The organism is Pseudomonas sp. Irchel 3F3 (assembly GCF_900187545.1).
Classification (GTDB): Bacteria; Pseudomonadota; Gammaproteobacteria; order Pseudomonadales; family Pseudomonadaceae; genus Aquipseudomonas; species Aquipseudomonas fortuita.
This window is the reverse complement of the sequence record NZ_FYDS01000004.1, coordinates 122,425-145,019: the sequence shown is the minus strand read 5'-3', so window position 1 is coordinate 145,019 and position 22,595 is coordinate 122,425. Positions and strand designations below refer to the sequence as shown.

Below are 22,595 nucleotides of genomic sequence, written 5' to 3'. Positions count from 1 at the left end.
CTATCGCCGGCAAGCCAGCCCCCACAGATACAGCGTAAACCTTGAAAGTTCTAGGGTCTTTGTGGCAGCTGGCTTGCCGGCGATCGGGCCATTGCAGGCCACATAGATGTCACTGCCCCGTGACAATCCTGGCCTGCTTCGTGACCTGCCGGCCAAACCGGTTGGCTAGAATTCGCACACGACTGGCAAGGATCAAGCTGGCTCATGAACACCTCCAACCTGCCTTCCAGCAGCTGGCTCAACGCCCCGGCCCATGCTGCCTGGCGCCTGGCCGAAGCACAGCGCCTGCTGGCCTTCGCCAAGGCCGCGAAACTGCCCGACGGCTTCGGCAACCTGGACGCCGAGGGGCGGTTAGCGCCCGGCGCCTGCGCCGAAACCATGAACACTGCTCGCATGACCCACTGCTTCGCCCTGGCTCACCTGCAGGGCATGCCCGGCTGCCTGGACTACGTCGCACACGGCGTGGCCGCTTTGCGCGGTGCCATGCAGGATGCCAGCTACGGCGGTTGGTTCGCCCACCCCGGTGGCCACGACGACAGTGGCAAGGCGGCTTACCTGCATGCTTTTGTCGCCCTGGCCGCCAGCTCGGCAGTGGTGGCGGGCGCGGTCGATGCCCCCGCGCTGTTGGCTGACGCAATCCAGGTGATCGAAGCGCATTTCTGGAGCGAAGAAGAAGGCGCCCTGCGGGAAACCTTCTCCCGCGCCTGGCAACTGCCCGAGCCGTACCGTGGCGCCAATAGCAACATGCACGCGACCGAGGCTTTTCTGGCCTTGGCAGACGTCACCGGCAACAGCCTGTGGCTGAAGCGCGCCCTGCGCATCGCCGAACGTATCATTCATACCCACGCCGCGGCCAACGGCTACCGGGTCATCGAGCATTTCGACGCGCTCTGGCAGCCACTGCCGCACTACAACATTGAGCATCCGGCCGACCACTTCCGGCCTTATGGCACCACGCCCGGGCACGCCCTTGAGTGGGCGCGGCTGCTGCTGCACCTGGAGGCCAGCCTCGACCGGGCCGGCCTGCAGGCGCCGCAGTGGCTGGCGGATAGCGCTCGGGCCCTGTTCGACACAGCCTGCCAGCAGGCCTGGAAGGTCGATGGCGCGCCCGGTTATGTCTACACCCTGGACTGGGCCGGGCAGCCCGTAGTGCATGCGCGCCTGCACTGGGTGCACGCCGAGGCCTGCGCCGCCGCCGCAGCGCTCTTGCAGCGCACCGGCGAGGCGCATTACGAGCAGTGGTACCGCAACGGCTGGGATTTCATCGCCAGCCACTTTATCGATACCCATGGCGGCAGCTGGCACCACGAACTCGATGCAACCAACCAGCCGGCCGGGACCATCTGGCCGGGCAAGCCAGACCTCTATCACGCCTACCAGGCGCTGTTGCTGCCAGGCTTGCCGCTGGCATCCAGCCTGGCCAGCAACCTCGCCGCCAATGTAACCAGACGATGACATTCGCGCATCGCTTCGTTACCTGACGAGGCGGGCACGCTGTTTAGACTTCATGCAACGCAAGCGATCGACTTGCACGGCATAACAACAAGAAAGGTGCTTTGATGAATCCCACGTTCCGTCTCGCTGCCGCAATTTCCCTGGCTTCCTTGCTCCCGCTCAGTGCCCTGGCTGCCGAACCCAAAGGCAGCGTCGAGGTGGTGCACTGGTGGACTTCCGGTGGTGAAAAAGCGGCCGTCGATGTGCTCAAGGCCCAAGTCGAGAAAGACGGCTTTACGTGGAAGGATGGCGCCGTGGCTGGTGGTGGTGGTGCCACGGCCATGACCGTGCTCAAAAGCCGCGCCGTAGCCGGCAACCCACCGGGTGTCGCGCAAATCAAAGGGCCAGACATTCAGGATTGGGCTTCCACCGGCTTGCTCGACACCGATGTGCTCAAGGATGTGGCCAAAGAGGAAAAGTGGGACGCATTGCTCGACAAGAAGGTCGCCGATACCGTGAAGTACGAAGGTGACTATGTCGCCGTGCCGGTGAACATCCACCGCATCAACTGGCTGTGGATCAACCCCGAAGTCTTCAAGAAAGCTGGCATCGACAAGGTGCCCGCCACCCTCGACGAATTCTACGCTGCTGCCGACAAGCTCAAGGCTGCCGGCTTCATCCCGCTCGCCCATGGTGGCCAGCCGTGGCAGGACAGCACGGTATTTGAAAGTGTTGTGCTGTCGGTAATGGGAGCAGATGGTTACAAGAAGGCCATGGTCGACCTCGACAGCGCTACCCTGACCGGCCCGGACATGGTCAAGGCGCTGACTGAGTTGAAGAAGGTTGCCACCTACATGGACCCGGACGGCAAAGGCCAGGACTGGAACCTGGAAGCGGCCAAGGTCATCAATGGCAAGGCCGGCATGCAGATCATGGGCGACTGGGCCAAGAGCGAGTGGACCCTGGCGAAGAAAACTGCCGGCAAGGATTACCAGTGCGTGCCTTTCCCGGGCACCGACAAGGCCTTCCTCTACAACATCGACTCGCTGGTGGTGTTCAAGCAGAACAACGCCGGCACGTCTGCCGGCCAGCAGGACATTGCCCGCAAGGTGCTGGGTGAGGACTTCCAGAAGGTCTTCAGCAGCAACAAGGGTTCGATTCCGGTACGCAACGACATGCTCGCTGACATGGGCAAGTATGGCTTCGATGCGTGCGCGCAGACCTCTGCCAAGGACTTCCTGGCCGACGCCAAAAATGGCGGCCTGCAGCCGAGCATGGCGCACAACATGGCCACCACGCTGGCCGTGCAGGGCGCGTTCTTCGATGTGGTGACCAACTACATCAACGACCCCAAGGCCGACCCGGCCGATGCAGCGAAGAAGCTGGCGGCGGCGATCAAGGCTGCCCAGTAGAGCTGACGCGATCCCCGTTGTAGGAGCGGCCTTGCGTCGCGATGGGCTGCGCAGCAGCCCCAGAACCTGCGCACTCGATCTTCCAGGTAGGTGTTGACCTTGGGTCCGTTGGGGCTGCTGCGCAGCCCATCGCGACGCAAGGCCGCTCCTACAGGGGAGTGCGGTACCTTTGAGGTGAACCATGACCACGTCTACCGCCCAACTGCGGGCCTCACCCCTGGACGCGCTTCAGCGCTGGCTGCCCAAGCTGGTGCTGGCACCCAGCATGCTGATCGTCCTGGTGGGCTTCTACGGCTACATCCTCTGGACCTTCGTGCTGTCCTTCACCACCTCGACCTTTCTGCCCACCTACAAATGGGCAGGCCTTGCGCAGTACGCCCGGCTGTTCGACAACGACCGCTGGTGGGTGGCGAGCAAGAACCTGCTGCTGTTCGGTGGCCTGTTCATCGCCATCAGTCTGGCCATCGGCGTGCTGCTGGCGGTGTTGCTCGACCAACGCATCCGCCGTGAGGGCTTCATCCGCACCCTCTACCTGTACCCCATGGCACTGTCGATGATCGTTACCGGCACTGCCTGGAAGTGGCTGCTCAACCCCGGCATGGGGTTGGACAAATTGTTGCGCGACTGGGGCTGGGAGGGCTTTCGCCTGGACTGGCTGATCGACCCTGACCGGGTGGTGTATTGCCTGGTGATCGCCGCAGTGTGGCAGGCTTCGGGCTTCATCATGGCAATGTTCCTCGCCGGCCTGCGTGGCGTCGATCCTTCGATCATCCGTGCGGCGCAGATGGATGGCGCCAGCCTGCCGCGCATCTACTGGACCGTGGTGCTGCCCAGCCTGCGCCCGGTGTTCTTCAGTGCACTGATGATCCTCTCGCACATTGCCATCAAGAGCTTCGACCTGGTGGCGGCGATGACTGCCGGCGGCCCGGGTTACTCGTCCGACCTGCCGGCAATGTTCATGTACTCGTTCACCTTCAGCCGCGGCCAGATGGGCATGGGCTCGGCCAGCGCCATCCTCATGCTCGGGGCGATCCTGGCGATCCTCGTGCCGTACCTGTACTCGGAGCTGCGGAGCAAACGCCATGCATAGCCCTGTCGACAAACCGGCGCTCAGCCTGAGCCGTATCGCCATTCACGCGGTGTTGTGGATCGCCGTGCTGTTGTACCTGGTGCCGCTGGTGGTAATGCTGCTGACCAGCTTCAAGACCCCGGAAGACATCAGCACCGGCAACCTGCTGAGCTGGCCGGCGGTGATCACCGGCATTGGCTGGGTCAAGGCCTGGGGCACGGTCAACGGTTACTTCTGGAACTCGATCATGATCACCGTCCCTGCGGTGCTGATCTCCACCGCCATCGGCGCGCTGAACGGCTATGTGCTGTCGATGTGGCGCTTTCGCGGCTCGCAGTTGTTCTTCGGCCTGCTGCTGTTCGGCTGCTTCCTGCCATTCCAGACCGTGCTGCTGCCGGCCTCGTTCACCCTCGGCAAGCTGGGCCTGGCCAGCACCACCGGCGGCCTGGTGCTGGTGCACGTGGTCTACGGCCTGGCCTTCACCACGCTGTTTTTCCGCAACTTCTACGTGAGCATCCCCGATGCACTGGTCAAGGCCGCGCGCCTGGACGGGGCCGGGTTCTTCACCATCTTCCGGCGCATCATCCTGCCGATGTCCACGCCCATCATCATGGTCTGCCTGATCTGGCAGTTCACCCAGATCTGGAATGACTTCCTGTTCGGCGTGGTGTTTTCCAGCGGTGATTCGCAACCGATCACCGTGGCCCTGAACAACCTGGTCAATACCAGCACCGGGGCCAAGGAATACAACGTCGACATGGCTGCAGCGATGATCGCCGGCCTGCCAACCCTGCTGGTGTATGTGGTGGCTGGCAAATATTTCGTGCGCGGGCTGACGGCCGGCGCGGTAAAGGGGTAAGTCATGGCAACGCTCGAACTTCGCAATGTGAACAAGACCTACGGCAGCGGCCTGCCGGACACCCTCAAGGACATCCAGCTGTCGATCAAAGATGGCGAGTTCCTGATCCTGGTCGGCCCCTCTGGCTGTGGCAAATCGACCTTGATGAACTGCATCGCCGGCCTGGAGCAGATCACCGGCGGTGCGATCCTCATCGACGAGCAGGACGTCAGTGGCATGAGCCCCAAGGACCGTGACATCGCCATGGTGTTCCAGTCCTACGCGCTGTACCCGACCATGAGCGTGCGCGAGAACATCGAATTTGGCCTGAAGATCCGCAAGATGCCGCAGGCGGCCATCGATGAAGAAGTGACGCGGGTCGCCAAGCTGCTGCAGATCGAGCACCTGCTGGCGCGCAAGCCGGCACAGCTGTCCGGTGGTCAGCAGCAACGGGTAGCCATGGGCCGGGCGCTGGCGCGGCGGCCGAAGATCTACCTGTTCGATGAGCCGCTCTCCAACCTCGATGCCAAGCTGCGGGTCGAGATGCGCACCGAAATGAAACTGATGCACCAGCGCCTGAAGACCACCACCGTGTACGTCACCCATGACCAGATCGAGGCCATGACCCTGGGTGACAAGGTGGCGGTGATGAAGGACGGCATCATCCAGCAGTTCGGCACCCCGCAGCAGATCTACAACGACCCGGCCAACCAGTTTGTGGGCAGCTTCATCGGTTCGCCGCCGATGAACTTCATCCCGGTGCGCCTCACGCAACAGCAGGGGCGCCTGCGGGCCGTGCTTGACAGTGGCCAGGCGCGCTGTGAGCTGCCCTTGGGGGTGGCCGATGGCGAGCTGGATGGCCGCGACCTCATCCTCGGCATCCGCCCCGAGCAGATCGCCTTGGGTGACGCCGAGGGCAACGGCCTGCCGGGTATCCGCGCCGAGGTGCAGGTCACCGAACCCACCGGGCCGGACCTGCTGGTGTTCGTCACGCTCAACCAGACCAAGGTGTGCTGCCGCCTGGCGCCGGATGTGGCGTGCCGCGTGGGTGACACCCTCAACCTGCAATTCGACCCGGCCCGGGTGCTGCTGTTCGACGCCGACAGTGGCGAGCGCATACGCCTGGCCAGCACGGACGCAACCGCAAAGGACAACGTGGCTCACTTCAAAGGCCGTTGACTCGTCTACACCATCAATAAGAAAAAAGAGGACGCATAGGGATGGAACAGCGCAAACGTATCAGGACATTGGGCTCGCTGGCTTTGCTCGCCGTTGTCGGCAGCAGCGGCGCGCAGGCTGCCGAGGCTTTTTCCAGTGAATCGAAGTGGATGACCGGCGATTGGGGCGGCACCCGTACCGAGTTGCTGGAGAAGGGCTACGACTTCACCCTCGACTACGTCGGCGAGGTAGCCGGCAACCTGCACGGTGGCTACAACGACGACAAGACTGCACGCTACAGCGACCAGTTCGCCCTTGGCGCACACCTGGACCTGCAGAAGATCTTTGGTTGGCACGATGCCGAGTTCAAGCTGGCGATCACCGAGCGCAGCGGCCGCAACCTGTCCAACGACCGTATCAGCGACCCGCGCGCCGGGCAGTTCAGCTCGGTGCAGGAAGTGTGGGGCCGAGGACAGACCTGGCGTCTGACCCAGATGTGGTTCAAGCAGAAGTATTTCGACGGTGCCCTGGACGTCAAATTCGGCCGCTTCGGCGAGGGCGAGGACTTCAACAGCTTCCCTTGCGACTTCCAGAACCTGGCCTTCTGCGGCTCTCAGGTGGGCAACTGGGTGGGCGGCATCTGGTACAACTGGCCGGTCAGCCAGTGGGCGCTGCGGGTGAAATACAACATCACCCCGGAACTCTTCGTACAGGTCGGCGCCTTCGAGCAGAACCCCTCCAACCTGGAAACCGGCAACGGCTTCAAGCTCAGCGGCAGCGGCACCAAGGGGGCAATCCTGCCGGTGGAGGCGGTGTGGTCGCCCAAGGTCAACGGCCTGCCGGGTGAGTACCGCCTGGGTTACTACTACAGCACGGCCAAGGCCGACGATGTGTTCGACGACGTCAACGGCAACCCGCAGGCGCTGACTGGCGGGGCCTTCAAGTCGCACTCCAGCAAGCATGGCTGGTGGGTAGTGGCGCAGCAGCAGGTCACGGATCATGGTGGCGACGTCAACCGCGGCCTCAGCCTGTTCGCCAACTTCACCGTGCACGACAAGGCCACCAACGTGGTCGACAACTACCAGCAGGTGGGGCTGGTCTACAAAGGCGCCTTCGACGCCCGGCCCAAGGATGACATCGGCTTCGGTGTGGCGCGTATTCATGTGAATGACGACGTGAAGAAACGCGCCGAACTGCTCAACGCCCAGAGTGGTATCAACGATTACGACAACCCAGGCTTCGTGCCGCTGCAACGCACCGAGTACAACGCCGAGCTCTACTACGGCTTCCACGTCACCAACTGGCTGACCGTGCGGCCTAACCTGCAGTACATCAAGAGCCCGGGCGGGGTGGATGAAGTGGACAACGCGCTGGTCGCAGGCTTGAAGATTCAGTCGTCATTCTGAGGCCATTTGTTGTAAATTTACGCCAATCCCTTTTCGGTTCCCGGCACCCACTGGCCTGCAGTGGTTGTCGGGGATAGGCCGAGACAGCGCTATCTCAAACAACAAGAGCTCTGAACCATGCCCGAACATCCGCTCCATCGCTTCTTTTCCTCGCAGCGGCCAAGGCCGACATTCGAGTGGGAGCGTTACCAGCAGCGCGATGTGCTGATCATCGATCACCCCCGTTGCCAGGCGGTCTTCAGCCGCCAGGGCGCGCAGTTGCTGCACTTTCAACCGGCAGGTGAGCGGCCGTGGCTGTGGTGCGCCGAGCAGTGGCCGCAGGTGGGGGCGATCCGTGGCGGCGTGCCGGTGTGCTGGCCGTGGTATGGCCGCCACCCCAGCGAGGACCTGTGGCCAGCCCACGGCTGGGCGCGTTTGCTGGACTGGAAGCTCGTAGACAGCCGCGAAGACGAGGAGGGCGTTACCTTGAAGTGGCGCCTGGACCTGTGCGACTGGCAGGTCGACCTGCACGCCAGGCTGGGTAGCCGTATGGAACTGAGCCTGAGTACCGAGCACCAGGACAGCGAACCTTGCCAGCTGAGCCATGCATTGCTGGCCTATTGGCGGATCAGTGACGTCTCCGAGATAGCGCTGTCCGGGCTGGAGGATATCGAAGGTTACGACCGCCTGAATCGTCAGGCCTGCCGTGAAGATGGCGCGCTGAAGCTCAAAGGTGGCTGCCAGAAGGTCTACCCGGGCACGCCGCGGGTGCAGTTGCAGGACCCGGCCTGGCAGCGCGAGCTGTGCATTGACACCGGTGACAGCGATGACACCGTGGTCTGGCACCCGGGTAACCGACCGTTGATGGGCGTGACTGGCCGTGAAAGCCAGCGTTTTGTCTGCGTCGAGGCCGCCAGTGGCAGTGGCGAGGGCCTGAGCCTGGCGCCGGGGCAGCGTGCCCACCTGCGCCTGCAGGCGCACCGGCTCAGTTGAGTTCGTCGTCCTCGATCGGGTAGCGGCTGGCGTTCAGGCTTTCCTTGATCTTGCGCAGGTGTGGCTGGAAGTCGACGCCGCGGCGCAGGGTCATGCCGGTAGCCAGCACATCGAGCACGGTCAGCTGGATGATCCGTGAGGTCATCGGCATGTAGATGTCGGTGTCTTCCGGCAACGGAATGTGCAGGCTCAGGCTGCAGGCATTGGCCAGTGGCGAGCCGGCGGCAGTCAGGCCCAGCACCGAGGCGCCGTTTTCGCGGGCCAGGCGGGCCACTTCGACCAGTTCGCGGGTGCGCCCGGTGTAGGAAATGATCACGAACAGGTCGCCGGTATGGGCCACTGAGGCCAGCATGCGCTGCATCAGCACATCGGCGTGGGCCGATACAGCCAGGTTGAAGCGGAAGAACTTGTGCTGCGCATCCAGGGCCACCGGGGCTGAGGCGCCCAGGCCGAAGAAGTGGATCTGCCGGGCCTGGATCATCATGTCCACGGCACGGCTGACCTGCTGCGGGTCCAGTAGCTGGCACGCGCCGTCGAGCGAGGCGATGGCACTGGCGAAGATTTTCTGGGTGTAGGCTGCCGGGTCATCGTCGGCCTCTACCGCGCGGCTGACGTAAGCGGCGCCGCTGGCCAGGCTCTGCGCCAGCTGCAGCTTGAGTTCGGGGTAACCGCTGACGCCGAACGAGCGGCAGAAGCGGTTGACGGTCGGTTCGCTGACCTTGGCCGCCTGTGCCAGCGCAGCAATGCTGAAACGGGTGGCTTGTTGCGGGTTGAGCAGGATGACTTCGGCGACTTTGCGTTCGGCCTTGTTCAGCTCGTCGAGGCGTCCCTGGATCTGTTCCAGGAGGTTTCGCACGCGGTCCATGGGTGTGTCCTTGGGTCGGGAAGACAGCCGGCTGGCGAAGCAGCAGGCTTTTTGCACGGTCGTCTATCGTACTGTTGGTGCGGATGGCGCACCACTTGTCTGTAATACTTGTGTGTAATGTTGTGGTTTTTACTACATTATCCCTTGAAAACCGTATGTGAAAGCGGTATTCCTAGACCAACTTTAGGAAAGAACCTACATCATGGCTGCAATCAGTGTCGAACCTTGCACATTTGCCCTGTTTGGCGCCCTCGGTGACCTGGCATTGCGCAAGCTGTTTCCTGCGCTCTACCAGCTCGACCGGGCTAACCTGCTGCACCCCGACACGCGCCTGCTGGCGCTGGCCCGCGAGGCAGGCAGCGCCCAGGAGCACCTGAACAGCATCGAAGCCCACTTGCGCCGGCATGTGCCCGAGGCCGATATCGAGCCTGCTGCATTAGGCCGTTTCCTGGCCCGGTTGAGCTACCAGCACCTGGACTTTCTGCAACCCGAGGGTTACCAGGCACTGGCCGAGCAGCTGCCGGGCGAACTGCCGCTGATCGCTTACTTCGCCACGGCGGCAGCGGTGTACGGGGCCATTTGCGAAAACCTCGACAAGGCCGGGCTGGCTCCGCGTACCCGGGTGGTGCTGGAAAAGCCCATCGGCCACGACCTGGAGTCGTCACGCCGGGTCAACGATGCCGTGGCACGGTTCTTCCCCGAAAACCGGGTTTACCGCATCGACCACTACCTGGGCAAGGAGACGGTACAGAACCTGATTGCGCTGCGCTTCGCCAACAGCCTGTTCGAAACCCAGTGGAACCAGAATTCCATCTCCCACGTGGAGATCACCGTGGCCGAAAAGGTGGGTATCGAAGGCCGCTGGGGCTATTTCGACAAGGCTGGCCAGTTGCGCGACATGATCCAGAACCACCTGTTGCAGTTACTGTGCCTGATCGCCATGGACCCGCCGAGCGAGCTGTCCGCCGATGCCATTCGTGACGAAAAGGTGAAGGTGCTCAAGGCCCTGGCACCGATCACTGGCGAGGGTTTGAGCACCCGAGTGGTGCGTGGTCAGTACATTGCCGGCTACAGCGAGGGCAAGCCGGTGCCGGGTTACCTGGAAGAAGACAACGCCAACGCCAGCAGCGACACGGAAACCTTCGTCGCCCTGCGTGCCGACATCCGCAACTGGCGCTGGTCGGGCGTGCCGTTCTACCTGCGTACCGGCAAGCGCATGCCGCAGAAGCTGTCGCAGATCGTCATTCACTTCAAGGAAACGCCCCACTACATCTTTGCCCCGGAACAGCGTTTGCAAGTCGGCAACAAGCTGATCATCCGCCTGCAACCGGACGAGGGTATTTCTTTACGGGTGATGACCAAGGAGCAGGGCCTGGACAAAGGCATGCAACTGCGCAGTGGCCCGTTGCAGCTTAATTTTTCCGACACCTGGCGCAGCACGCGGATTCCGGACGCTTACGAACGCCTGTTGCTCGAAGTGATGCGCGGTAACCAGAACCTGTTCGTGCGCAAGGACGAAATCGAATATGCCTGGAAGTGGTGCGACCAGTTGATTGCCGGCTGGCGTAATGCAGGCGATGCGCCCAAGCCTTACGCGGCGGGCTCCTGGGGGCCGATGAGCTCGATAGCTTTGATCACACGCGATGGGAGGGCGTGGTATGGAGATATCTGAATTGAATTTTCCAGCGACTGTGAAGGTTCACGACCTGGCGGATGCCAAGGCGTTGGCTGCCACCCTGGCCCATGATGTTGCCGAACGCCTTCGTGCAGCGATTGCTGCCAAGGGCCAGGCCTGCGTGGTGCTGTCGGGTGGCCGCAGCCCGGTGCCATTCCTTGAGCAGTTGGCCAGTGAAACCCTGGACTGGGCTAAGGTCACCGTCAGCCTGGCCGATGAGCGCTGGGTGCCGGTGGAGCACGCTGACAGCAACGCCGGGCTGTTGGCCCGCCACCTGCTCAAAGGCGCGGCAGCCAAGGCCCGCTTTGTCGGCCTGTACCAGCAGGCGGACAACCTCGATACCGCAGCTGGCAAGGCCGACCAGGCTCTGCTTGCACTGCCGCCAATCGACGTGCTGGTACTGGGCATGGGTGATGATGGCCATACCGCCTCGCTGTTCCCTGGCAGCCCAAACCTGAAAGCAGGCCTGGACCTCGCCAGCGGGCGTCGCTGCCTGCCGTTGCTGGCGCCGAGCGTGCCGCACCAGCGCCTGTCGATGACCCGCTCGCTGCTGGCCAGCGCCGCCTTCACAGCGCTGTCCGTGCAAGGGCCGGGCAAACTCGCTACCCTGCGCGCCGCGCTGGCTGGCAACGACCTTACTGAAATGCCGATTCGCGCTTTTCTTCACGACCCCCTGGACATCTACTGGTGCCCATGAGCCAAGGATCCACTGTCATGACCACCCTCGAACGCCCACAGCCAAAGCTCTCGATGGCCGCCAAAGCCGCCCGGATCGACGCCATTTGCGAACAGGCGCGCATCCTGCCGGTAATCACCATCGCCCGTGAGGAAGACATCCTGCCGCTGGCCGATGCCCTGGCCGCCGGTGGGATCCGTACCCTGGAAGTGACCCTGCGTTCGCAGCATGGGCTCAAAGCCATTCAGGTGCTGCGTGAACAGCGCCCGGAGTTGTGCGTAGGCGCGGGTACCGTGCTCGACCGCAGTATGTTCGCCGCTGTCGAGGCTGCCGGAGCACAGTTCGTCGTTACCCCGGGCATTACCCAGGACATCCTGAAGGCGGGCGTGGACAGTGAAATCCCGCTGCTGCCGGGCATCAGTACGCCATCCGAAATCATGATGGGCTATGCCTTGGGCTACCGCCGGTTCAAGTTGTTCCCGGCCGAAATCAGCGGCGGCGTGGCGGCGATCAAGGCCTTTGGTGGCCCGTTCGGCGATATTCGCTTCTGCCCAACCGGCGGCGTGAACCCGGCCAACGTGCGTAACTACATGGCCTTGCCCAATGTAATGTGCGTGGGGGGTACCTGGATGCTCGACAGCAGCTGGATCAAGAACGGCGATTGGGCGCGGATCGAAGCGTGCAGTACCGAGGCGATGGCGCTGCTGGACGCCAACTGAATTTGTTGTGTGCTTTACGGCTTGTGGGGCGCTTGGTCGGCGCCCCTTTTTTTTGCCCCGAATAATGGAAAAAGCCCGCTTTCAACAGCGGGCTTTTTCTTTTCGCAAGCGTGCTCAGGCTGCCTTGGCATCCTGCTGGCTCAGCGAGCGGTTCAACGCGCTGAACAGTGCCTTGAAGCTGGCCGTGGTGATGTTTTCATCGATGCCCACGCCATGCACCGGGCGGCCACCGGCCACGCGCAGTTCAATGTAGGCTGCGGCCTTGGCATTGGTGCCTGCGCCAATGGCGTGCTCGTTGTAGTCCATGATCTCCACGGCAATCGGCAGGCCGGCTACCAGGGCTTCGAGGGCACCGTTGCCCTTGCCGCGCCAGTGCAGGGTGGTTTCGCCTTCACCGGCAACTTCCACTTCCACGGCGCTGTGGCCGTTTTCTTCCTGCAGGCGGTGGCTGACCAGCGCGTATGGCGCGTTGGCCTGGAGGTATTCCTTGTGCAGCAGGCTGTAGATCTGCTGGGCGGTCATTTCCAGGCCGAGGCGGTCGGTTTCACCCTGAACCACCTGGCTGAACTCGATCTGCATGCGGCGTGGCAGGCTGATGCCATATTCCTGTTCGAGCAGGTAGGTGATGCCGCCTTTACCCGACTGGCTGTTGACGCGGATAACCGCCTCGTAGCTGCGGCCGATGTCGGCCGGGTCGATTGGCAGGTACGGTACCTCCCACAGTTCGCCTTCCTGCTGCTTGGCGAAACCCTTGCGGATGGCATCCTGGTGCGAGCCGGAGAAGGCAGTATGGACCAGGTCGCCCACGTACGGGTGGCGTGGGTGCACCGGCAGCTGGTTGCACTCTTCGACCACCTTGCGCACGCCGTCGATGTCGGAGAAGTCCAGCAACGGGTCGATGCCTTGGGTGTAGAGGTTCAGGGCCAAGGTCACCAGGTCGACGTTACCGGTACGCTCGCCATTGCCGAACAGGCAGCCTTCGGCGCGGTCGGCGCCGGCCATCAGGCCCAGCTCGGTGGCAGCAATACCGGTGCCACGGTCGTTGTGGCAGTGCAGGCTGATGATCACGCTGTCGCGGCGGCTGACATTGCGGCAGAACCACTCGATCTGGTCGGCGTAGATGTTTGGCGTGGACACTTCCACCGTGGCCGGCAGGTTGAGGATGATCTTGTGCTCAGGCGTCGGGTTCCACACCTCGATGACTGCATCGCAGACTTCCTTGGCGAACTCCATTTCAGTGGCGCTGAAGGTTTCTGGCGAGTACTGGAAGGTCCACTGGGTTTCCGGCTGCTGGGCAGCGTACTTGACGAACAGCTTGGCGGCGTTCACCGCGATGTCTTTTACGCCTTGCTTGTCCTGGTTGAAGACAATGCGGCGGAACGACGGGCTGGTGGCGTTGTACAGGTGAACGATGGCCTTCTTCGCACCGCGCAGCGATTCGAAGGTGCGTGCGATCAGGTCTTCACGGGCCTGGGTGAGCACCTGGATGGTGGTGTCGTCCGGGATGTGGCCGTCCTCGATCAGGGTGCGAACGAAGTCGAAATCGGTCTGCGAGGCAGACGGGAACGACGCTTCGATTTCCTTCACGCCCACCTGCACCAGGGTCTTCCAGAAGCGCAGTTTCTTCTCCGAATCCATCGGCTCGATCAGCGACTGGTTGCCATCACGCAGGTCGGAGCTGCACCAGATCGGCGCGGCGGTGATGGTCTTCGACGGCCAGGTACGGTCAGGCAGGTCGATGGTCGGAAAGGCGCGGTATTTCTTCGAAGGGTCTTTGAGCATGGTCATGGAAGCAATCCTTTTGTGTGCGGCCGAGATCGGGCCTGCCGAGCGATAACGAGATGAAGAGGCGAGGCGACGCGATTCAGCCTGGTAGTCGGGCGCTGACCAGGCAGAGGCTGCGATGTTGTCGGAGCAGGATGAGGGTGCTGAAGGTTTTCATGCCCTCAACCCTAACCAGAGAGGTCAGGGATGGCAAGTGTCCAGAAAAAATTGAGAGGAATGCTTAAAAAAAGCGATTAGGCGAGATTTTATGGCTGTAATTTGTTGAGTGTTTCGTGATTTTTGCGCGGTATATTTCGATGGCGCAACCCAGTGGTAAGGGGGCTGCCTGTGCTGGCCTCTTCGCGGGTAAACCCGCTCCAACAGGGATCGCGCCGCATTTGAAAGCTACGTCGTACCTATGGGAGCGGGTTTACCCGCGAAGAGGCCAGCATAGGCAGCGCAGGTCTCAGGGTTGGAACGCGCCGATGAAAATAGCCGGGTCCACCCGCGCATCATTCAGGCTGACGTTCCAGTGCATGTGCGGCCCGGTTGCCCGCCCGGTCGAGCCCACGCGACCGACCACCTCGCCACGGCGCAGTGATTGCCCCACCTGCACATCGATCTTCGACATGTGGCAGAACATGCTGATAAAGCCCTGCCCATGGTCGACGAACACCGTGCGGCCATTGAAGAAGTAATCCCCCACCAGGATCACCTTGCCATTGGCCGGTGTCTTGATCGGTGTTCCCGCTGGCACTGCAAAGTCCAGCCCGGCATGCGGGTTGCGCTCTTCACCGTTGAAGAAGCGGCGCACGCCGAATTTGCTCGACAGCGGGCCGTTGACCGGCTTGTCGAGGACCAGGTTGCTTGGCAGGGTCGGGCTGAAGCTGCGGTAGGCCTTGATCTGTTCGGCCAGCTCGCGGTCGATGCGCTTGAGGTCGGCCGGGTTCGGGTTGACCTGGCGAGTGTTCTTCAGGGTGATGCGCTGTTCCGGGTATTTCTTGCTCCCTACGCTGAAGGGCAGGGTGCGGCCGTCCTGGCTCAGCACGGCAGTGCCGGGCTTCTGGGTCAGCGGGATGCCGACGATGGCCAGCCAGTTGTCCTGCTCCTTCACCACCAGCACCGGCTTGCCGTCGAAACGGGCGCTGGGCGCGCTTGTGGCGGGGCCCAGGTCAACCACCGCCACGCCACCCGGCACCGGCTTGTTCAGTGTGCGGGTGATATAGCTGGCCTGGGCGCCGCCGGCGAGCAGCACGAGGGAGAGGGCGAGCAGGGGCGCGAGCAGGCGGGGCATGTGTCAGTCCAGTAATGAGAGGGTGACCGGGGTCAGGTGGTTGTCTTCGACCCGCACCTGCAGTTCGCCTTCGTTCAGGCGGGCGGTCAGGCGCTGGCCATTGCGGGTCTGTTCGGCACTGCGAATGGCCTGGCCCTGGTCGTCCAGCAGGATGCTGTAGCCGCGGGCGAGGGTGGCCAGCGGGCTCACCACTTGCAGGGTTTGCAGTTGGGCCTGGAAGCGTTGGCGGCGGTCTTTCAGCACCTCGCGCATGGCCCGTGGCAGGCGCTCGGCCAGGCTGTCCAGGCGCTGGCTCAGCAATTTCAGGTTGCGCCCCGGGTGCTGCGCGGCCAGGCGCGTGTCCATGCGTGCCACGCGCTCGCGGCGCTGATTGAGGCTGAGCATGAAAGCGCGGCGCAGGCGCATGTCCAGGTCGTCCAGGCGCTGGGCCTGCTGGCGCAGGCGTTCGCCCGGGTGGCGCAGGCGCCGGGTCAGTGATTCCAGGCGCAGCCGGTCATGGGTCAGGCGGTTCTGCATGCGCAGCAGCAGGCGCCGCTGCAGGCCGTCCAACCGTTGCTGCAAGCCACTGTTGTCGGGGGCCAGCAACTCCGCGGCGGCAGACGGCGTGGGTGCCCGTACGTCGGCAACGAAGTCGCTGATCGACACATCGGTTTCATGGCCCACGGCGCTGACGATAGGGGTGACGCAGGCGGCTACGGCACGCGCCACGGCTTCTTCGTTGAAGCACCACAGGTCTTCCAGCGAACCACCACCGCGGGCCAGTATCAGCGCGTCGAAACCAAGGCTGTCGGCCAGGCGAATGGCGCGCACGATCTGCGCGATGGCTTCACGGCCCTGCACCGCCGTGGGAATCAGGTTCAGCTCCACTTGTGGAGCGCGGCGGCCGAACACGCTGATGATGTCGCGGATCACGGCGCCGGTAGGCGAGCTGATGATGCCGATACGTTGAGGGTGGGCCGGTAGCGGTTTTTTGCGTTCGGCGCTGAACAGCCCCTCGGCACTGAGCTTTTCCTTCAGCGCCTCGAAGGCCAGGCGCAGTGCGCCGTCGCCGGCCGGCTCGACGGTGTCGAGGATCAGCTGGTAGTCGCCACGCCCTTCAAACAGCGAAACCTTGCCGCGTACCCGCACCGCCAGGCCGTCGCGCAGCGCCTGGCGCACCCGCGTGGCGTTCTGCCGGAACAGCGCGCAACGCACCTGAGCGCCGCTGTCCTTGAGGGTGAAGTACATGTGGCCGGATGCCGGGCGGGCAAGGTTGGAGATTTCGCCTTCCACCCAGACGCTGCGGAACACGTCTTCCAGCAGCACGCGGGCGCGGCCGTTGAGTTGGCTGACGGTAAGGACCTCACGGTCCAGGCCGAGTCGTTCGAAGGGGTCTTTGATCATGGCAGGCATCATAAAGGACATCGGCCCCGGTTGTCTGTCTTGCCCCTACTGCCAGCCTTGACCCAATCCTTGTGGAGGCGGCCTTACGTCGCGAAAGGGCCGCAACGCGGCCCCGGCACTTCATGCGGCGAAGCTGAAAACCTGGGGCCGCTTCGCAGCCCTTTCGCCACGCAAGGCCGCTCCCACAAGATCGCAGCCGGTGCCTTCAGCCCTGCATCGTCGCCACGAACTGCCGCACCATCTGCCCTGCATCGCGACGACAGGCCAGTGCCACTGTGCTCTGGCAATCACCGTCCAGCGCCACGAAGCTGACTGAAGCCGGCGCAATCTCACGCATGCACTGCGGCAACAGCGCCACCCCGAACCCCGCCTGAATCAGCTGCAACTGCGTGGTCTTGCGCGACAGCACCTGCGCCGCTTGCGGGAAGAAGCCTGCCTCCATGCACAGCGAAGCCGACAGGTAACTCAGCCCGCCACGGTCCCGGTGCGGGATGGAAATGAAGCGCTCTTCCCTCAGCTGCTCCAGTTTCACCCGTGGCGCGCTGGCCAACGGGTGCCCGGCAGCGACCGCCAGCAACAAGGGTTCGCTGAACAGTTCATGCAGCACCACACCTTCGTGCTGACGCAGCACCGGCAACCGCAGCAGGCCGATATCCAGCCGCCCGGCAGCAATATCTTCCAGCTGTGCCTCCGAAGACTGCTGCGCAATCTCCAGCGAAACCCCCGGGTTGTCTTTCAGGTAGTCGGCCAGGCGAGCCAGCAGCGTGCCGGTCAGCGGCACGGTACTGGAATGGTTCAGGCGCAGACTGCCTTGCAACCCCTCGCCAATGTCGCGGGTTACCCGCTCGGCTTGTGCAAGGTCGGCCAGCAAGCGCCGCGCCCGTTCAAGCAATGCTTCGCCGGCCAGTGTCAGGCGTGGCAGGCGCGCGGTGCGTTCGAACAGCGGCGTGCCCAGTTGCTGCTCCAGCTCCTTGATCTGCCGGCTAAGCGCCGACTGGGCGATGTACAGCCGTTCGGCGGCAGCGCTGAAACTGCCGCACTCGGCGATTTCAACGAAGTAACGCAACTGGCGGATCGAGGTCATGCCATGCCTTTTTGAGATGGGTTTGACAGTAAAGGCATATTAGTCGGCATGGCTCGTGTCTGGCTAATCTTTGCCTGTCTTCCCAGGAACTGCTGCCATGCTCGCCCAACTGTCGTTTTCCGGCCTCGATTGGCTACCCATCCTGCTGGGTGTCGGCGTTGCTTATGTCGTATTCGGCATTGCCGGTTTCGGTACCGCGCTGGTGGCCGGGCCGATATTGATCCATTTCATGCCGTTGTCGCGCATCATCCCGCTACTGGTGCTGCTGGACTTCGTTGCCGCGTTCGGCAACCTGCTGCCGTCGCGCCGGGATGTGGTGCGCAGCGAGTTGTTGCGGCTGTTACCGTTCATGGCCCTGGGCTGCACGTTGGGCGTGGTGTTCCTGCTGCAACTGAAATCCGACCTTTTGCTGCTGTTGATGGGCGTGTTCGTGACCGCCTATGCGTTATACGGGCTGGCAGTGAAGGCCCGGCCGGCCACCCTGTCAGGCTTGTGGGCGGTGCCGATGGGTACGGCAGGCGGATTGTTCGGGGCGCTGTTCGGCAGTGGCGGGTTTCTTTATGCGCTTTACCTGAGCGCACGGCTGGAGGTAAAGGAACAGGTTCGCGCCACCCAGAGTGCGCTGATCAGTTGCAGTACCGTAGTGCGCCTTTCGCTGTTCCTGATCGCCGGTGTCTATGCCGACCAAAGCCTGCTGCTGCTCGCCGCCTGCTTGCTGCCAGTCATGTTCGTCGGCCTCTGGGTGGGGCGCCGGCTGACCAACCGGTTGTCGCGTGAGGCTTTCGTTCGCCTGGTCACCTGGCTGGTGCTGGCCAGTGGCCTGGCGTTGATCGGTCGCTACCTGAGCGCCTGAGCGGTAGAATTGCGCCATTACCGGCGTTTTTCAGGCTTGTCCCGTTCATGAACACCCAGAGCATCATCGTTCCCAAGCTGTCCACCGTCCCGGTGCATGAAGCCCGCGCGCGCGCCATCGTGCGCTGGCTGGTGCGCGAAAAAGTCGTCGAAGAGCAGCTGACCACCTGTGGCCGCACCGGCAACCGCATGGGCCATGCCCTGGCCGCAGGGGCGCGCAAGGTGGCCCTTCATCCGGAAAAACTGCCCTTCGACCAGCCGGTCAACGGCATGGAGGTGGTGCTCAAGCGCTGCATCTACACCCCCACCGAAGGGTTTCTCGAAGAGGCCGGTTGCCCGGAGTGCCGGCGCGAGGTGGGCGAGCCGCTGTTCGAAAGCCTGGAGGAGTGGACGCCGGCGGTGACCGACAACTTCACCTGCCCGCTGTGCGGCTTTGAAGATGACATCAATGGCTTCATTTACCTGCAGCCATGTGCCTTTTCCAACCTGGGGTTCATCTTCAACAACTGGGGCGAGGCCGGGTTTACCCAGGCCTTTCTCGACAGCTTTGCCGACTGGCTCGACCAGCCGGTGACCGTGGTGCAGGTAAAACTGCCACAAGGCTGACCGAAGGCCCTTATTTTGCATTGAGCGGCGCGCCGTGGATGAGTATAATGGCGCGCTTCCATTTTTCCCGCCCGGGAGCCCCCGCGATGCTGCGTATCAGCCAAGAAGCCCTGACCTTCGACGATATCCTCCTTGTACCTGGCTATTCCGAGGTACTGCCTAATGAAGTCAGCCTCAAGACCCGTTTGACCCGTGGCATCGAGCTGAACATTCCGCTGGTTTCCGCCGCCATGGATACCGTGACCGAAGCGCGTCTGGCCATTGCCATGGCCCAGGAAGGCGGCATCGGCATCATCCACAAGAACATGACCATCGAGCAGCAGGCCGGCGAAGTACGCAAGGTCAAGAAGTTCGAGGCTGGCGTGGTCAAGGACCCGATCACCATCGAAGCCGACGCCACCGTGCGTGACCTGTTCGACCTGACCCGCCTGAACAACATCTCCGGTGTTCCAGTGCTGGCGAATGGTGACCTGGTCGGTATCGTCACCTCCCGTGACGTACGCTTCGAAACCCGCCTGGACGCCAAGGTCCGCGACGTGATGACCCCCAAAGAGCGTCTGGTCACCGTCCGCGAAGGCGCCGACAAGAACGAAGTCCGCGAGCTGCTGCACAAGCACCGCCTGGAAAAGGTCCTGATCGTTGACGACAAGTTCAACCTCAAGGGCATGATGACCGTCAAGGACATCGAAAAAGCCAAGGCTTACCCGCTGGCCAGCAAGGACGACCAGGGTCGCCTGCGCGTTGGCGCTGCGGTCGGCACCGGCAAGGACACCGGCGAGCGTGTTGCCGCGCTGGTTGCCGCTGGCGTTGATGTGGTGGTAGTCGACACCGCACACGGTCACTCCAAAGGCGTGATCGACCGCGTTCGCTGGGTGAAGGAAACCTACCCGCAAGTGCAGGTGATCGGCGGCAACATCGCCACCGGCGCCGCAGCCAAGGCCCTGGCCGAAGCTGGCGCTGACGCCGTCAAGGTCGGCATCGGCCCAGGCTCCATCTGCACCACCCGTATCGTTGCCGGTGTCGGCGTGCCGCAAATCAGCGCCATCGCCAACGTTGCTGCCGCACTGGAAGGCACTGGCGTGCCACTGATCGCCGACGGCGGTATCCGCTTCTCCGGTGACCTGTCCAAGGCCATTGTTGCCGGTGCTTCCTGCGTGATGATGGGTTCGATGTTTGCCGGTACCGAAGAGGCCCCAGGCGAAGTCGAACTGTTCCAGGGCCGTTCCTACAAGGCCTACCGCGGCATGGGCTCGCTGGGTGCCATGGCACAGGCGCAAGGCTCGTCGGACCGTTACTTCCAGGACTCCTCGGCCGGCGCCGAGAAGCTTGTTCCTGAGGGGATCGAAGGCCGTGTGCCTTACAAGGGCGCCCTGGCTGCGATCATCCACCAGCTGATGGGCGGCCTGCGTTCGTCCATGGGCTACACCGGCAGCGCCACCATCGAAGAGATGCGCACCAAGCCGGAATTTGTACGCATCACCGGTGCCGGCATGGCCGAGTCCCACGTGCATGACGTGCAGATCACCAAAGAAGCCCCTAACTACCGCGTAGGCTGAGGCTTCCAGCAATACAAGCATGCGGGGCTGTCACGACAGCCCCGCGTCGTTTCCGATTTCCACTGACGAGATTGAGTCATGGCCCTCGACATTCACGCTCACCGCATCCTGATCCTCGATTTCGGTTCCCAGTACACCCAGCTGATCGCCCGCCGCGTGCGCGAAATCGGCGTGTACTGCGAACTGCACCCGTTCGACATGGACGATGAAGCGATCCGCGAATTCAACCCGCGCGGCATCATCCTCGCCGGCGGCCCCGAGTCGGTCCACGAAGCCAACAGCCCGCGCGCGCCGCAGGCCGTGTTCGACCTGAACGTACCCGTGCTGGGCATCTGCTACGGCATGCAGACCATGGCCGAGCAGATGGGCGGCAAGGTTGAAGGTTCCGACCTGCGTGAGTTCGGTTATGCCCGCGTGGACGTGGTCGGCAAGAGCCGCCTGCTCGACGGCATCGAAGACCACGTTGACGCCGATGGCGTGCTGGGCCTTGATGTATGGATGAGCCACGGTGACAAGGTCACCCAGATGCCCGGCAACTTCCATGTACTGGCCAGCACCCCGAGCTGCCCGATCGCCGGCATGTTCGACGATTCTCGCGGCTACTACGGCGTGCAGTTCCACCCGGAAGTGACCCACACCAAGCAGGGCGGTCGCATCCTGTCCCGTTTCGTGCAGGACATTTGCGGCTGTGAAGCCCTGTGGACCGCCTCCAACATCGTTGAAGACGCCATCGCCCAGGTGCGTGCGCAAGTCGGTTCGGCCAACGTCCTGCTGGGCCTGTCCGGCGGCGTTGACAGCTCGGTGGTTGCTGCACTGCTGCACCGCGCCATCGGCGACCAGCTGACTTGCGTATTCGTCGACAACGGCCTGCTGCGCCTGCACGAAGGCGACCAGGTGATGGCCATGTTCAAAGAGAACATGGGCGTCAAGGTGATCCGCGCCGACGCTGAAAAGCAGTTCCTCGACAACCTGGAAGGCGAAGCCGACCCGGAGAAGAAGCGCAAGATCATCGGCCGCACCTTCATCGACGTCTTCGACGCCGAAGCCAGCAAGCTGGATAACATCCAGTTCCTCGCCCAAGGCACCATCTACCCGGACGTGATCGAGTCGGCTGGCGCCAAGAGCGGCAAGGCCCACGTGATCAAGTCGCACCACAACGTGGGTGGCCTGCCGGAGGAAATGAACCTCAAGCTGGTCGAGCCGCTGCGTGAGCTGTTCAAGGACGAAGTGCGCAAGATTGGCCTGGAACTGGGCCTGCCGTACGACATGGTCTATCGCCACCCGTTCCCGGGCCCGGGCCTGGGCGTGCGTATCCTTGGTGAAGTGAAGAAGGAATACGCCGACATCCTGCGTCGCGCCGACCACATCTTCATCGAAGAACTGCGCAAGGCCGACTGGTACCACAAGACCAGCCAGGCATTCGTGGTGTTCCAGCCGGTCAAATCGGTGGGTGTTGTTGGCGACGGCCGTCGCTACGCCTGGGTCGTGGCCCTGCGTGCCGTCGAAACCGTGGACTTCATGACCGCGCGTTGGGCACACCTGCCATACGAGCTGCTGGAAACTGTCAGCGGCCGTATCATCAACGAAATCGACGGTATCTCGCGCGTTACCTACGACGTGTCGAGCAAGCCGCCGGCCACCATCGAGTGGGAATAAGTTGAGCCACAAGGGCGCCGCAAGGCGCCCTTGTTGTATCTGTCGCCTGTCCCGGCCCCTTCGCGGTAAAACCGCCCCACAAAGTGCTGCACAAGCCTCAATCACTGTGCGGTCCCTGTGGCAGCGGGTTTACCCGCGAAGAGGCCAGCCCAGCCAAAACAAGACTTCACTTAATC

The 22,595-nt window shown here is 63.0% G+C and carries 19 protein-coding genes; 14 read left to right on the top strand and 5 right to left on the bottom strand.

Annotated features, from left to right (window positions below; all coding sequences use genetic code 11):
* The first annotated feature begins 204 nt into the window (after positions 1-204).
* The 7 genes from CKW35_RS09410 to CKW35_RS09380 all read left to right on the top strand — a co-directional run bounded on the left by CKW35_RS09410 (position 205) and on the right by CKW35_RS09380 (position 8,289).
* Positions 205-1,455 (top strand): AGE family epimerase/isomerase, encoded by a 1,251-nt coding sequence (locus CKW35_RS09410; protein WP_070086494.1) that lies wholly within the window; start codon positions 205-207, stop codon positions 1,453-1,455.
* Between the two features lie 104 nt (positions 1,456-1,559).
* Entirely contained in the window at positions 1,560-2,846 is a 1,287-nt protein-coding gene (locus tag CKW35_RS09405) for an ABC transporter substrate-binding protein (RefSeq protein ID WP_024717653.1), read from the top strand.
* A 181-nt stretch (positions 2,847-3,027) separates the two neighbouring features.
* Positions 3,028-3,936 (top strand): carbohydrate ABC transporter permease, encoded by a 909-nt coding sequence (locus CKW35_RS09400; RefSeq protein ID WP_095115779.1) that lies wholly within the window; start codon positions 3,028-3,030, stop codon positions 3,934-3,936.
* Positions 3,929-4,774, top strand: coding sequence for a carbohydrate ABC transporter permease (locus CKW35_RS09395; RefSeq protein ID WP_016485095.1), 846 nt, complete (start codon positions 3,929-3,931; stop codon positions 4,772-4,774). The genes CKW35_RS09400 and CKW35_RS09395 overlap by 8 nt, the downstream gene beginning before the upstream one ends.
* Before the next feature lie 3 nt (positions 4,775-4,777).
* On the top strand, positions 4,778-5,932 hold the full coding sequence (locus CKW35_RS09390; RefSeq protein WP_095115777.1) for an ABC transporter ATP-binding protein: 1,155 nt from the start codon (positions 4,778-4,780) through the stop codon (positions 5,930-5,932).
* Between the two features lie 41 nt (positions 5,933-5,973).
* Positions 5,974-7,317, top strand: a complete 1,344-nt coding sequence (locus CKW35_RS09385) for a carbohydrate porin (RefSeq protein WP_095115771.1) — start codon at positions 5,974-5,976, stop codon at positions 7,315-7,317.
* Between the two features lie 117 nt (positions 7,318-7,434).
* Positions 7,435-8,289 carry a D-hexose-6-phosphate mutarotase gene (locus CKW35_RS09380; RefSeq protein ID WP_016485098.1) on the top strand — a complete coding sequence of 285 codons (855 nt, stop codon included), beginning with the start codon at positions 7,435-7,437 and terminating at the stop codon, positions 8,287-8,289.
* Here the strand turns inward: CKW35_RS09380 and hexR are convergent.
* A complete protein-coding gene (gene hexR, locus CKW35_RS09375; protein WP_172455959.1) occupies positions 8,282-9,145 on the bottom strand; it encodes a DNA-binding transcriptional regulator HexR in 864 nt (287 codons plus the stop codon). The genes CKW35_RS09380 and hexR overlap by 8 nt on opposite strands.
* A gap of 211 nt (positions 9,146-9,356) precedes the next feature.
* Between hexR and zwf the strand changes: the two genes are divergently transcribed.
* The 3 genes from zwf to CKW35_RS09360 are packed head-to-tail and all read left to right on the top strand — an operon-like array spanning position 9,357 to position 12,224.
* Positions 9,357-10,826, top strand: coding sequence for a glucose-6-phosphate dehydrogenase (gene zwf / locus CKW35_RS09370; protein WP_016485100.1), 1,470 nt, complete (start codon positions 9,357-9,359; stop codon positions 10,824-10,826).
* Complete coding sequence (gene pgl, locus CKW35_RS09365; protein ID WP_023048429.1) at positions 10,813-11,526, top strand: 6-phosphogluconolactonase; 714 nt, start codon at positions 10,813-10,815, stop codon at positions 11,524-11,526. The genes zwf and pgl overlap by 14 nt, the downstream gene beginning before the upstream one ends.
* 17 nt (positions 11,527-11,543) lie before the next feature.
* A complete protein-coding gene (locus CKW35_RS09360) occupies positions 11,544-12,224 on the top strand; it encodes a bifunctional 4-hydroxy-2-oxoglutarate aldolase/2-dehydro-3-deoxy-phosphogluconate aldolase (protein WP_095115769.1) in 681 nt (226 codons plus the stop codon).
* A gap of 114 nt (positions 12,225-12,338) precedes the next feature.
* On the opposite strand, the gene leuA is transcribed toward CKW35_RS09360, so the two are convergent.
* The 4 genes from leuA to CKW35_RS09340 form a co-directional block, all read right to left on the bottom strand.
* The gene (gene leuA, locus CKW35_RS09355; RefSeq protein ID WP_023048427.1) at positions 12,339-14,012 is read right to left on the bottom strand and encodes a 2-isopropylmalate synthase; all 1,674 of its coding nucleotides are present in this window, start codon (positions 14,010-14,012) and stop codon (positions 12,339-12,341) included.
* Between the two features lie 442 nt (positions 14,013-14,454).
* Positions 14,455-15,282 (bottom strand): M23 family metallopeptidase, encoded by an 828-nt coding sequence (locus tag CKW35_RS09350; protein WP_016485104.1) that lies wholly within the window; start codon positions 15,280-15,282, stop codon positions 14,455-14,457.
* Positions 15,283-15,285: 3 nt separating this feature from the next.
* The gene (gene xseA, locus CKW35_RS09345) at positions 15,286-16,665 is read right to left on the bottom strand and encodes an exodeoxyribonuclease VII large subunit (RefSeq protein WP_024717654.1); all 1,380 of its coding nucleotides are present in this window, start codon (positions 16,663-16,665) and stop codon (positions 15,286-15,288) included.
* Positions 16,666-16,870: 205 nt separating this feature from the next.
* Entirely contained in the window at positions 16,871-17,749 is an 879-nt protein-coding gene (locus CKW35_RS09340) for a LysR family transcriptional regulator (RefSeq protein WP_016485106.1), read from the bottom strand.
* Between the two features lie 97 nt (positions 17,750-17,846).
* On the opposite strand from CKW35_RS09340, the gene CKW35_RS09335 reads away from it, so the two are divergent.
* The 4 genes from CKW35_RS09335 (at position 17,847) to guaA (ending at position 22,419) form a co-directional block, all read left to right on the top strand.
* Entirely contained in the window at positions 17,847-18,602 is a 756-nt protein-coding gene (locus CKW35_RS09335; RefSeq protein WP_023047717.1) for a sulfite exporter TauE/SafE family protein, read from the top strand.
* 47 nt (positions 18,603-18,649) lie between these two features.
* Positions 18,650-19,207, top strand: a complete 558-nt coding sequence (locus tag CKW35_RS09330) for a hypothetical protein (RefSeq protein WP_016485108.1) — start codon at positions 18,650-18,652, stop codon at positions 19,205-19,207.
* Positions 19,208-19,293: 86 nt separating this feature from the next.
* Positions 19,294-20,763 carry an IMP dehydrogenase gene (guaB, locus tag CKW35_RS09325; protein WP_012270723.1) on the top strand — a complete coding sequence of 490 codons (1,470 nt, stop codon included), beginning with the start codon at positions 19,294-19,296 and terminating at the stop codon, positions 20,761-20,763.
* A gap of 78 nt (positions 20,764-20,841) precedes the next feature.
* The gene (gene guaA, locus CKW35_RS09320) at positions 20,842-22,419 is read left to right on the top strand and encodes a glutamine-hydrolyzing GMP synthase (RefSeq protein ID WP_016485109.1); all 1,578 of its coding nucleotides are present in this window, start codon (positions 20,842-20,844) and stop codon (positions 22,417-22,419) included.
* The last annotated feature ends 176 nt before the right edge of the window (positions 22,420-22,595 follow it).